We start from the raw sequence: 12,379 nt of genomic DNA, 5'->3' as shown, positions 1-12,379 counted from the left end.
GTTTGGTTGAGGTGGCCGGGGGAGCCCGAGGCCACCGCTACTGATGGTCACTCTGGTGACTGCCCGGCACCTATGGCGCGAGCCGCCAGGTCGGGAGTGGCGTCGTCCCGCATGTGCCGGATGGAGACTCGCTACCCCGTGCTCTCGTTGTCGAGACCGGCTGACCTCTGCTGGCACGGTGAGAAGCTGGTCGACGCGGCGGGTCGCGGTCGGCTGCCCCCCGCCGGCGCGAGGAGGAGGACTGGGTCAGCTGGTACGGCGGCCTGGACACGCCGGCTGACCCCCGCTCGCGCGGGGAAGGAGATTACCGGGTAATAGCCCTAGGCTCGTGCGGCCGGCTGACCCCGCTCGCGCGGGGAGGAGTGAGCCGTCGGGAAGTTCGGCTTCTTCCAGTCCGGCTGACCCCCGCTCGCGCGGGGAGGAGGCAGCTGGCGGCCCGCCAGCTGGACGACGAGCGGGCTGACCCCCGCTCGCGCGGGGAGGAGGGACGGCAATCCGTGGGGATCAGTCCGGAGGGCGGCTGACCCCCGCTCGCGCGGGGAGGAGCCCACGGCCGGCACTGTCCCCGGCCAAGGGGCCGGCTGACCCCCGCTCGCGCGGGGAGGAGGCTTCGTGACCTGCGGCGCAGCGGCGGCTTTGCTGTTTCTTGACCATTTCGGTGAGACAACCGCATTCCCATGCCGACGTGCCAGCAGTGTCGAGGTGTGTGCCCAGGATCGTTCACATGATGCCACGGCCCGGTGGGCACCCGGACTCAGTCGATGGCGCCGGCGACATGGCCGAAGATGCCCACTGACTGCCTGCCGCTGGACCCTCCACGAGAGCCCTGACTGCATGACAGACGCCCGCCGGCCTCTCCACTCACCCGACCCGCGCGCGTAGCCGCTGCGGCCTCGTACGGCGTGACGTGGGTTCGGGCAGGGACGCCCGCGCCCCTCCGCCGAGTCGGCGGCGGTGGCCAAAAGGTCCAACCTACGGCACGGGCGGGCCCGCCCGCAGGTGCCGGAATCGTTACGCGGACGGCCCGCGCGTGCCCGCGTACGCCTATGACCTCGGGCGATGCTCGGCTCCCCGGCCTCCTCGGCTGCTCGGACGCCGTCGAACGGGAGACGGCGGCAGCCTGGCCTGTCAGTGGGATTTGATACTCCTTCAGACATGACTGACAGCAAGCCCCTTGGCGATTCCGGAGCCTTCGATCCGGACTCCCGCCTGTGGGGCAAGAGTGACGGACTGCCCGGTCCGTACCCCGTGATCTGCCACCTCCTGGACACCGCTGCCGTCGCGGGTGCCCTGTGGGACACGGTCCTCAGCGAGCGCGTGCGGGAGCGGGTCGCCTGTGCCACGGGCGTCACCGAGGCCGAGGCTCGGCGGATGGTGATGCTGTGGGCCGGCTTGCACGACATCGGGAAGATCTCGCTGCACTTCCAGCAGCAGGTCGCCGAGGAGTTCGCGAAGCTGATGGGGGATCCGGCGTACGCCGAGGACAATCCGGCGGCGAAGCGCAGCGGGTACTTGAGGCACGAGACGGCGACGCACTGGGGGCTGGTCGAGTTCTTCGAGCAGTGCGGCTATCCGCTCAGCGCGAGGATCTGGAAGTCGCCGGCCCACCAGATCGCCCAGCTGCTGGGCGGGCACCACGGGTGCTTCGCCCCCGCGCTCCAGGCGAAGGAGGTCAACAATCCGTCCGGCTACCAGCCCGGACTCGGGACCGCGCGTGGCTGGCGCGGCCAGCGGCTGGCCCATGCGCACGCCGTCCGGCGGACGGTCGGGGCCGAGAAGCCGCTGGAGGCCGTGCTGCCCGGTGAGTTGGCCGTGGTGGTCGCGGGACTGGTGGTGGTGGCCGACTGGCTCGCCAGCCAGGCCGACGTCATCGAGCCGCGGATGCCCAAGGAGGGTTGGAAGGCCGGGGACGCGGAGCTCGCCGAGCACTTCGGGGTGGCGGCCGGTGCCGCGCCGGGGTGGATGCGCGAGGCCGGCCTCGGACGCGCGGACTTCCCGGCGAAGCGGTTCTCTCAACAGTTCCGGTTCCCCCCGAACAAGCTCCAGACCGATGTCGCGGAGCACCTGCCCGAGTTGGTGCACGGGCCGGGGCTGCTGCTGGTCACCGCACCGACCGGGGACGGCAAGACGGAGACCGCCCTGCATGCGGCGTCCGTGCTGGCGAGGGCCTCGGGCGCCTCCGGGATCTACTTCGCGCTGCCGACGATGGCCACGGCGGACGCGATGTTCACCCGGGTCCGTGAGTTCGCGGAGCTGAACATCGAAGGGGAGCGCGCGCTCACCCTGCTGCACGGCATGGCCTGGCTGAGCCCGGACTACGCACCAGGGGAGGGGGCGACGGACGGGACGGCCGTGCTCGCGGACACCGAGGCCGGCCAATGGCTGCGGACCGGTCGGCGGGGCCTGCTCGCGCCGCTCGCCAACGGCACCATCGACCAGGCGCTCACGGGGGTGCTCCCGGTCCGCTACAACTTCCTGCGGCTGTTCGGGCTCTCGAACAAGGTGCTGGTGGTGGACGAGGCGCACGCCTACGGCCCGTGGATGCACAGCCTGTTGGTGCGGATGCTGGAGTGGCTCGGGGCGTTCGGGGCTCCGGTCGTGCTGCTGTCGGCGACCCTGACGGGCAAGGCGGCCTCCTCGCTCGTCGACGCCTACCGGCGCGGCGCGGGCTTCCGCGAGCCCGCCACCGTGGAGCCCTGTTACCCGGGGTGGCTCTTCGTGGACGCGGGCAGCGGTACCGTGTCCGAGCCGCGCGATGTCGGCAGCAGCCGGGCCCGCACCCTGCGCGTGGAGACCCGCCGGGTGGAGTGGGACGTCCGGGACGAGGACGCCGCGAAGAAGCCCGGACGGCAGGGGCTCCGCGACGCCCTGCGCGAGATCCTCGCGCCGGTCGCCACCGAGGGCGGCTGTGTCCTCGTCTGCTGCACCACCGTGGACGAGGCCCAACGCACCTACCGTCACCTGCGGTCCGTCCTACCCTCACTCGCCGAGCGCGAGGGGGGCCTGCGACTGCTCCACTCCCGCTTTCCCGCCCACGAGCGGCAGCGCATCACCGCCGAGTGTGAGGCCGCCTACGGAAAGCCCGCGAACGACACGGCGGCGGCGACCCCGCGCGCGGGCTCGATCCTGGTGGCCACCCAGATCGTCGAGCAGTCCCTGGACCTCGACTTCGACCTGGTCGTTTCGGACCTCGCCCCTCTCGCCCAGCTCCTGCAACGGGCCGGCCGTGGCAAGCGCCACCAACGCGCCGGCCGACCGGCGTGGACGGGCCCGGTCGGCGAGCCGCGCATGATCGTGCTGGAGCCGCTCGACGACAAGGGGCGCGTGGCCGCGCCCCGTTCCTGGGGCACCGTCTACGACGCCTCCCTGTTGCGCCGTACCAGTCTGCTGCTCCAACGGCAGTCCGGCAGCGTGGTCGAGATCCCGGGGGACGTCCAGCGTCTTGTCGACGAGGTCTACGCGGACGACTTCGCGGACGGTTTGGAGAAGGCCGCGGCGGCGGAGCTCCAGCGGATGGACGCCGAGCGCATCGCCTCGGCCGCGGCCGAGGAGCAGACGGCGGAGATCACCGTGATCCATGCGCCGTACGACGTGGCCGGTGACCTCTGCCCGATCAGCGAGCGCGACTTCGTCGTCTCGGAGGACCTGCTGACCACCCGCCTCGGGGCGGACAGTGGCCGTGCCGTGTGCGTCTTCGAACGGGAGGACGGATGGAGCCTCGTTCCCGACCGGCACGTGCCGCTGCCCGCGGCCGCGGCGAACCGGGAGGAGATCGCGCTGATCATGCGGCACACCGTGCCGCTGCCCGGCCGCTGGCTCGCCGGAGGCACCGAGGAGAACGCCGCACCGAAGTCCTGGAGCCGCCGCCCCTTGCTCGCCGACCTCGCGCTGTTGCGGATGCGGCAGGACGGTGGCCAGTGGGCGGGCCGGCTGGGGGAGCGGCGGCTCGTGTACTCGAACGTGGGAATTTCCGAGAACTGACGCCCTAAGTACCGCACTTGGCGCTACGTTGAGGGGTGCTGGCCCCGGACGGGAGTCGCCACCGCCCGGGACCAGCGTGACCCCCGCTTGCGCGGGGACGGGTCCGCCCCACGGCTGTTCCCTAAGTGCCGCACGGCTCACCCCCGCTCGCTCGCGGGGACCTGGCAGAGCCTACCCACCCTCCGATCACCCGCACTCGCCTCGCCGGAGGCCGCATGTCACCCGCACCACCCAGCTACGACCTCCTCGACGAGGTATGGATCCCCGTCCGCTGGATCCCCCGAAGGGAAGGGGGCGACGAGACGGGCTCCACCGCCGCCCACCCGCCCGCGGTCGGCCTGCGCGAACTCCTGCTGCGCGCACACGAGATCGAGCGGATCGCGATCGCCAACCCGCCGGCGCTCTCCGCGCTGTACCGCGTCCTGTACGCGATCACCGCCCGCGCCACGGGGCTGGACGAGGCCGGTCCGGGAGACTGGTCGGACCGCCGCTTCGACCTGCTCGACCAGGGCCGCTTCGACCGGGAGCAGGTCGCCGGGTTCGTCGAGCGCAACCGCGGCCGCTTCGACCTCTTCGACGCCGAGCGCCCCTTCCTCCAGGACCCGAGGCTCGCCGAGCAGTGCGACCCGGCGAACACCGCCGGTGTCGACAAGCTCATCACCACCCGCCCCTCGGGCAACAACCACTCCTGGTTCCAGCACGTCAACAGCGCCGCCCCCGACCTGCCCGCGCCCGACCAGGCCGTCCTGCACCTGCTCGTCTGGCACTACTACGGCCCCTCCGGACGCTGCTCCAGCCGCACCGTCGGAGCCACCAAGGCCGCGAACAGCGCGGCCGGCCCGCTGCGCAGCACCCTCTCCTACCACCCGGAGGGCGAGACGCTCTTCGAGACGCTCCTGGCCGGACTGCCGAAACCCGGTCGGGACGACCGCCGTGAGAGCGACCTCTGCCCGTGGGAACGCGGCGAACTGCCCGACCCCGTCGCCGCACCGCCGCCGCTGAAGGGCCCCTGCTCCCGGCTCACCGCCCGGTCCCAGCACGCGCTGCTGCTCGTGCCCGACGCGGCCGGCGACCGCGTCGAGGACGCGTTCATCACCTGGGCCTACCGCGACAAGATCCCGCGTGAGGGCGACCCGTACCTGATCTGGCAGACCAGCAAGGAGGGCAACCCCTACCCGCGTCCCGCCGACTCGCACCGGGCGCTGTGGCGAGACCTGGACGCGCTGCTGCTGAAGAACCCCGCTGGAAGCGCCAAGCCCCGGCGCCCCACCGTCTTCTCCACCGCGGTCGAGGTCTCGGAGGAGCTGAGCGTCCACGCACTCGGATTCGAACAGGACGGCCAGGCCAAGGACATCCAGTTCGTCGACGCCCTCACCCCGCCGGTGCTCGGCCTCGCGGAGAACCGGGAACCCGTCGTCGCCGTCGAGATCGGCCGCCTGCGGGTGCTGGGGGAGCGGTACGGCAGCCGGCTCGACCGGGCCGTCAAGAAGGCCTGGGCCGGTTTCACCACCGCCCCCAAGATCCGTGACTGCACCTGGGCCGTCGACGCCGCCGCCCGGTACTGGCCCGCAGCCGAGGCCGAGTTCTGGAGGCGCTTCGACGAACGCGACTTCGACGGCGCAGCCGCGGCCTTCCGCACCCTCGCCGAACGGGCCTACGACACCGTCACCTACGGCGCACTGGGCACCATGCGCGGTGCCAAGGCCTGCACCACGGCCCGCATCGAGCTCTACGGCGGGCCGGTGAAGCGCCCCGTCAGGACCGGCGGCACCGGCACCGCAGGCCGCACCACCAGCACGGAGGACACGTGAGCAAGAGCACCATCCCGGGCCCCGCCAAACCGGCGGACGGAACCGTCCGCGCGCGGAAGGAGCCCGCCCTGATCCCCTCCCTGGGGCGGGCGCGGGCCTTCACCGCCAGGATCGACCAGCGCAGCCACGACGATCCGGGCGTACGCGCGGCCCTGCGCCGCGGTGTGGGCAAGGACCTGGATGCCGTTCCCTTCATGCACCGCTTCGTGGCCCCGTGGCTCACCGACGAGCAGATCCGCAGCCGAGACGTCCAGCGCGCGTTCTACACCGTCGCGTCGCTGATCGCGGCGCAGCGCCGTGACCAGTACGCCGCCGCGAGGTCCGCTGCCTCGAAGTCCGCTGCCTCGAAGCAGGACCAGACCGCGAAGAAGGACCAGGCCGCAGAGCAGGACCAGGCGCCGACGGACGGGCCGACGGACGCACCGGCGGGCGAGGGGCCGGTCAGCGTCGGCGCCGTGCCGGACGTGCCCGGCGACGTGACCGGGCGCGTGGAGGGCACGGACGCCGCCACCGTCAAGCGGGTCCCGCCGAGGAGCCTCGGCCACGCCTTCGCCGACGGCGTGATCAAGGGCGGCCAGGGGGCCGGTCTGCGCGAGACCTCGGCCGAGACCCGTCTCAACCTGCTGACCCGTCAGAGTGTCGACGGGCTGCACCGCCACCTGCCCGGTGCCGTCCGTCAGCTGCGCGGCAGCGACGTGGAGATCGACTGGGCGCAACTGCTCATCGACCTCTGCCAGTGGCGGCGTCGCTCCGGGACCATCAAGCGGATCTGGCTCCAGGACTACCACCGGGCCCTGCGGAAGGACGACGAGCGACGGGCCCGCGAGCAGGACGACGTCGGGGAGGCTTCGGAGGTCGGGGAGGCTGCGGACGTCGCAGACGTTGCGGACGCCGATGGCACGGACGGCGCCGAGCCCGAGCCCGGGTCCTGACCGAACTCGACCCGCACGACCCACAGCCCGTACAACCCACGGCCTACGCGCGCCGGCCCGCGCACACCAGCCCGCACAGCCCACGGCCCGCGCACACCGGTTCCGGTTCGCGTACACCAGCCCGCGCACACCAGCCCAAGGAGCAGAGCATGCCCGGCCCCGACCGCACCACCGCCCGCTTCCTCGACCTCCACGTCGTCCAGAGCGTCCCGTTCGCCAACCTCAACCGCGACGACAACAACTCCGTCAAGACCGTCCGCTACGGCGACACCGAGCGCACCCGCGTCAGCAGCCAGTCCTGGAAGCGCGCCGTCCGCGAGTACTTCCAGGACAGCTTCGGCGAGCAGGCCCTGCGCACCCGCCGCATCGGCGCCCGCGTCACCCGCCTCCTGGAGGAGGAGCACGGCTGGCCCGCCGGACTCGCCCAGCGCGCCGGCCAGCACGTCGCCGCCGGCAGCAGCATCAAGTTCGAGACCGCCAAGGACTCGCCCGTCGTCACCACCAACGCCATGGTGTACGTGCCCGAGACCGCCGTCGCCGAACTCGCCGCCCTGGCCGAGGAGTACCGAGCCGAGCTGGAGAGCGCGAAGGACATCAAGAAGGCCAGCGACAAGAGCGTCCTGCCCAAGGAGGCCATCGACGCGATCCTGCGCAGCCGCAACGGCATCATCAACCTCTTCGGCCGCATGCTCGCCGAGGTCGACGACGCGGGCGTGGACGGCGCGGTCCAGGTCGCCCACGCCCTGACCACCCACGGCACCGACGTCGAACTGGACTACTTCTCCGCCGTCGACGACGTCACCTCCGCCTGGGGCGACACCACCGGCAGCGCCCACATGGGCCACGCCGAGTTCAGCGCCGGCGTCTTCTACCGCTACGCCACCGTCGACCTCGCCGACCTCGCGGCCAACCTCGGCGGCGACCGCGACGCCGCCCGCGAACTCGCCGCGGGGTTCGCCGAAGCCTTCATCCTCTCCCTCCCGCGCGCCAAGAAGACCGCCACCGCCCCCCACACCATCCCCGACCTCGTCCACATCGCCGTGCGCAGCGACCGCCCGCTCTCCTTCGCGGCCGCCTTCGAACAGCCCGTCGTCTCCCACGAGAGCGGCGGCTACGGGCCCGCCTCCCGCACGGCCCTCGCCCGCTACGCCACCGCCGCCAACCGGCTCCTCGGCAACCGCGGCACCGTCGCGACCGCCTGGGCCGGCCTTGAGGACAAGGACCTCGACGGCCTCGGCACCCGCGTCGACTCCTTCCCCCAACTCATCGACACCGCCATCGCCGCCGCCTTCACCGCCGCTCCCGCGGGGGCGGGCGTATGAGCCCCGCCGCGACGGACACCCGGGGACTGCTGCTGCGCTTCGCCGCGCCGTTGCAGTCCTGGGGCGAGACGGGCCAGTTCAACGAGCGCGACACCGCGCCCTTCCCCACCCGCTCGGGCGTCGTCGGCCTGCTCGCCGCCGCCCTGGGCAGGAAGCGGGGCGCCGACATCCGCGACCTCGCCACCCTTTCGCTGACCGTCCGCACGGACCGCGCGGGCGTCGTCCTGCGCGACCTGCACACCGTCGGCGGCGGGCTGCCCGCCGCCCGTACGGTCACCACCGCCGAGGGGAAGAAGCGCACCGGTCCCACGGCGACCCTGCTGTCCCACCGGTACTACCTCGCCGACGCCGTCTTCACCGCCGCCGTCACCGCGGCCCCCGAGGACCTCGACGTGTGGGCGCGGGCACTGCGCGACCCGCACTGGCCCCCCTACCTCGGGCGCCGCTCCTGCCCGCCGGAAGGGCCGCTGCTGCTGGGACTGGTCGACGACCCCCTGCACCACCTCGTCCACCTGCCGATCGCCCGCAGGGCCCGCGCGGGCAGGAGGACCGTCGACGTCGTGTTCCACGGCGACCGGCCGCTCGACCGCCTCGGCGACCACCCCCAGCCCGGGGGCGACGACGGCAGCACCCCCGCCGGAGAGGTCACCGACGATCCCGTCACCTTCCACCCCCGGTGGCGGGCCCACCGCACCCGCCCCCGCTACCAGCGCACCCTCACCCTGCCCGCAGACCGCTGCGAGGGCCTCGCCGTCGGCTACCTGAACGCCCTCGGCGACTACCTCGACCGGCACATCACCCGCCCGGAGAGCATCCCCGCATGACCCTGTGGCTGACCCGCATCATCCCCGACCCGCGCAGCCGCGACGCCCGCCGCGACACCGGTGGCGCCGTCGACCTGCACCACCGCGTGATGTCGCTCTTCCCCGACCACGTCGCCGACGACGAACCGCGCCGCCGCCTCGGCGTCCTCTTCCGAAGAGAGTCCACGCCCGCGGGCGACCAGATCCTCCTGCAGAGCGCCCGGCGGCCCGACCTCGACCGCCTTCCCGCCGGGTACGGCCAGGCCGTGACCAAACCGCTCACCCCGCTCCTGGACGCCCTGCGGCCCGGCCTGCACCTGCGCTACCGCATCGCCGCCAACCCCATCCGCCGGCCCAGCCGGGCCACCCGCGAGCTGTACCGGCTCAAGGCCGTCGTCCCCCTCCAGGGCGCCGCCGCCGACAACTGGTGGGTCCGCCAGGCGGAGCTGTCGGGCCTGGACCTCGGCACCGTCCGCTCCAGCCCCCTCGAAGCCGCCAAGGGGCACCGGCGCAGCGACCGGCAGCCCGTCAGGCACGACCGGGTCCTCTTCGAGGGGACCGCCGTCATCACCGACGCGGACCGCCTGCGCACCCGCCTCACTGAGGGCATCGGCAAGGGCAAGGCCTACGGCTGCGGCCTCCTCAGCATCGCCCCGTACCGGGGGCCGCAGTGACCGGCCGCCGCCCCGGCTCCGCTACCGACCCCGCGGCCGCCCGGCGCAAGCTGGCCGCTCCCACCGTCGCCATGCTGCCCCGGGTCGCGGACTCCCTGTCCTTCCTCTACCTCGACATCGTCCGCATCGTCCAGGACGACACCGGCGTCTGCGCCGAGGTCACCAGCCCCCACCGCGGCACCGAGACCGTCTACCTCCCCACTGCCGCGCTCGGTTGCGTCCTCCTCGGCCCCGGCGCCTCCATCACGGCCCGGGCCCTGTCCACCCTCGCCCGCCACGGCACCACCGTCGTCATCGCCGGATCCGGCGGCGTCCGCTGCTACGCCGCCACCGTCCCCGAGTCGCTCAGCACGACCTGGCTCGAACGCCAGGCCCGGGCCTGGGCGGACGACACCACCCGCCTGGCCGTCGCCACCGCCATGTACGAGCAGCGCTTCGGCCGCGGTACCGCACCGGCGGGCAGCGGCCTCAACCAGCTCCGCGGCCTCGAAGGGCGGCGGATCAAGGCCCACTACCGGCTCCTCGCCCAGCAACACCGCATCGGGCGCTTCCGCCGCAACTACGACCCCGACTCCTGGGACACCCAGGACCCGGTCAACCTGGCCCTCTCCTCCGCCAACACCTGCCTCTACGGCATCGTCCACGCGGCCGTCCTCGCCCTGGGCTGCTCGCCGGCCCTCGGCTTCGTCCACAGCGGCAACCAGCAGGCGTTCGTCTATGACATCGCCGACCTGTACAAGGCCGAGCTCACCATCCCGCTCGCCTTCTCCCTGCACGCCTCGCCACAGCCGGAAGCCGACGCCCGCCGAGGCTTCCGCGACGGCCTGCGGCTGTTCCGCCTGCTGCCGCGCATCGTCACCGACATCCAGCGCCTGCTCGCCCCGGACCAGGACATCGCCCTCCCGGATCCGGACGAACAGCTCGTCGACCTGTGGGATCCGGTGTCCGGCCCCATCCCGGGAGGGGTCAACTACGCGGGGGAGGAGCTCCTGTGAGGACTTGCCGGCCTGTGTGCTCCGGTTCGGTCGGGGGTCATCCATGGCAACGATGACCGTCCTGTCCGCCACCGCCGTCCCCGACCACGTCCGCGGCGCCCTCACCCGCTGGCTCATCGAGGTCACGCCGCAGCTGTACGTGGGCACCATCTCCGCCAAGGTGCGCGAGGAGCTCTGGCGGGCCGTCAGCGGATGCGTGGGGGACGGTGTGGCGGTCCTGCTCCACCCGGCGGCGAACGAACAGGGCTTCGAACTCCGGACGGCGGGCGAGCAGCGGCGGAAGCCGGTGGACTTCGACGGGCTGACGCTGGTCGCGATGGCGGGGGTGCGGGCTGTGGGCGGTCCAGAAACGGCAAAGGGGTAGGAGTGTCGCAGGTCGGGAAGGGTCCGCCCCGCGCCAGCGGGGGTCAGCCTTCACGGGTGCCGGCGTCGACCAACGAGGTGACGTCCGCCCCGCGCCAGCGGGGGTCAGCCGGTCTTGGACGCGGACACGGTCAGCCAGAGCAGGTCCGCCCCGCGCCAGCGGGGGTCAGCCGACCGAGCAGGAGCGCGCGGAGTACGAGCGCCGGTCCGCCCCGCGCCAGCGGGGGTCAGCCGGCCCAGACGACCAGGAAGATCGCGATCATTCGTCCGCCCCGCGCCAGCGAGGGTCAGCCGTTCCAGCGCGAGCGCCGCGCTTCCGCCCGCGCGTCCGCCCCGCGCCAGCGGGGGTCAGCCGAACTGGCAGAGCTCCAAGTCCCGGCTGCGGATGTCCGCCCCGCGCCAGCGAGGGTCAGCCGCTGGCCCTGGAGCTCAAGCTGAGCGGATCCGCGTCCGTGCCGCGCCAGCACGGGTCAGGCTTTGGCCGGGTTCGTCTGACGGTTCGCCGAGCATGCGGGCGGTCCCCTGCTCCGGCACTGGAGCGGGGACCTCACGGCTGCACTGACCCCGGGGTCAGTGCGTGGGCGGCAGCAGCGTGCTGTTGTGGTAGGCGGCGATGTGCCATGAGCCGTGCTTCTTCTCCAGGACCCAGGTGGCGTTGACCTTGCGGTCGGCGGGGACCTCGCTTTCGCCGGGGAGCAGGATGCCGGACTCGGTGACATCGATCGCGGCGCTGTCGTGGGCTGTGCTTCCCAGTCGATTCGAGCTTGCCCAGCTGAGTCGATGTCGCAGGTCCCGGTTAACCTCACGGCAGGCCAGGCGTTCGTGGTGACGATGACGCGGCGTCCTGACGCCTGAACCCGATGAGGAGAGCCGGTGCGCGACTATCTCGATGAGGTCTTCGCCATGCTCGGCCCTGGCGAACAGCGTTTCACCAGCCCCGGTGCATGGGCCGAGTTGGAAGCCGAGATCGGCACGGAGTTCCCCGAGGACTACAAGGCGGTCGTTGACGCCTACGCCCCGATGCAGATCAACGGGCACCTGTATCTCTCGCATCCGGCGACCGAGCGCTGGAATCTCGGGAAGAAGATCCGCGAGACCTCCCGGGCCTGGTTCCGGGCTCGACTGGGACCGGGAGGACTGGCTGGAGCCGGAGGAGAATATCCGCGTCGTCCTCAACCTGCAGGAGGTGAGGTTGGGACAAAGGACGGCCTGATCCCGATCACCAGCACCGATCGCGGCGAATACATCTTTCTGGCCCCGCTGTCCGACCGCACGGGACACCGGATCTGTGCGGTGGAGCACGACGGATCCTGGTACGAGTATCGAATGAGCTTCTCCGAGTGGCTCTACCGCTATCTGGTCGGCGAGGACATGGTCGGCCCGAACAGCTCCACCTTCTACCCCGGCCCGGTGCTGCTGGAACCGCTGCCGATGTCACCCGATGACCGGCCCGCGCCGATGTACGGCCCAAAGCGCGGCATGTGACTGACACAGGCGC

9 protein-coding genes and 1 CRISPR repeat array are annotated in these 12,379 nt (G+C 72.5%); all 9 genes read left to right on the top strand.

Annotation, left to right across the window (positions count from 1 at the left end):
- Positions 1-1,155: 1,155 nt before the first annotated feature.
- Entirely contained in the window at positions 1,156-3,981 is a 2,826-nt protein-coding gene (gene cas3, locus ACZ55U_RS17900; RefSeq protein ID WP_465527082.1) for a CRISPR-associated helicase Cas3', read from the top strand.
- Between the two features lie 215 nt (positions 3,982-4,196).
- Positions 4,197-5,792 carry a type I-E CRISPR-associated protein Cse1/CasA gene (casA, locus tag ACZ55U_RS17895; protein ID WP_465527081.1) on the top strand — a complete coding sequence of 532 codons (1,596 nt, stop codon included), beginning with the start codon at positions 4,197-4,199 and terminating at the stop codon, positions 5,790-5,792.
- On the top strand, positions 5,789-6,724 hold the full coding sequence (gene casB, locus ACZ55U_RS17890; RefSeq protein ID WP_465527080.1) for a type I-E CRISPR-associated protein Cse2/CasB: 936 nt from the start codon (positions 5,789-5,791) through the stop codon (positions 6,722-6,724). The genes casA and casB overlap by 4 nt, the downstream gene beginning before the upstream one ends.
- A gap of 149 nt (positions 6,725-6,873) precedes the next feature.
- The gene (gene cas7e / locus ACZ55U_RS17885) at positions 6,874-8,046 is read left to right on the top strand and encodes a type I-E CRISPR-associated protein Cas7/Cse4/CasC (RefSeq protein WP_465527079.1); all 1,173 of its coding nucleotides are present in this window, start codon (positions 6,874-6,876) and stop codon (positions 8,044-8,046) included.
- Positions 8,043-8,870, top strand: coding sequence for a type I-E CRISPR-associated protein Cas5/CasD (gene cas5e / locus ACZ55U_RS17880; RefSeq protein WP_465527078.1), 828 nt, complete (start codon positions 8,043-8,045; stop codon positions 8,868-8,870). Before cas7e ends, cas5e begins: the two co-directional genes overlap by 4 nt.
- The gene (gene cas6e / locus ACZ55U_RS17875) at positions 8,867-9,523 is read left to right on the top strand and encodes a type I-E CRISPR-associated protein Cas6/Cse3/CasE (protein ID WP_465527077.1); all 657 of its coding nucleotides are present in this window, start codon (positions 8,867-8,869) and stop codon (positions 9,521-9,523) included. Before cas5e ends, cas6e begins: the two co-directional genes overlap by 4 nt.
- A gap of 71 nt (positions 9,524-9,594) precedes the next feature.
- Complete coding sequence (cas1e, locus tag ACZ55U_RS17870; RefSeq protein WP_465527129.1) at positions 9,595-10,518, top strand: type I-E CRISPR-associated endonuclease Cas1e; 924 nt, start codon at positions 9,595-9,597, stop codon at positions 10,516-10,518.
- A 43-nt stretch (positions 10,519-10,561) separates the two neighbouring features.
- Positions 10,562-10,882 carry a type I-E CRISPR-associated endoribonuclease Cas2e gene (gene cas2e / locus ACZ55U_RS17865; protein WP_465527076.1) on the top strand — a complete coding sequence of 107 codons (321 nt, stop codon included), beginning with the start codon at positions 10,562-10,564 and terminating at the stop codon, positions 10,880-10,882.
- A 21-nt stretch (positions 10,883-10,903) separates the two neighbouring features.
- A CRISPR array of direct repeats spans positions 10,904-11,297; the repeat unit is 29 nt; unit sequence GTCCGCCCCGCGCCAGCGGGGGTCAGCCG.
- A 457-nt stretch (positions 11,298-11,754) separates the two neighbouring features.
- On the top strand, positions 11,755-12,366 hold the full coding sequence (locus tag ACZ55U_RS17860; RefSeq protein ID WP_465527075.1) for an SMI1/KNR4 family protein: 612 nt from the start codon (positions 11,755-11,757) through the stop codon (positions 12,364-12,366).
- Positions 12,367-12,379: the final 13 nt, after the last annotated feature.

Source organism: Kitasatospora sp. NPDC034533, from assembly GCF_055575155.1.
This window is presented reverse-complemented; position numbering and strand designations above follow the sequence as displayed.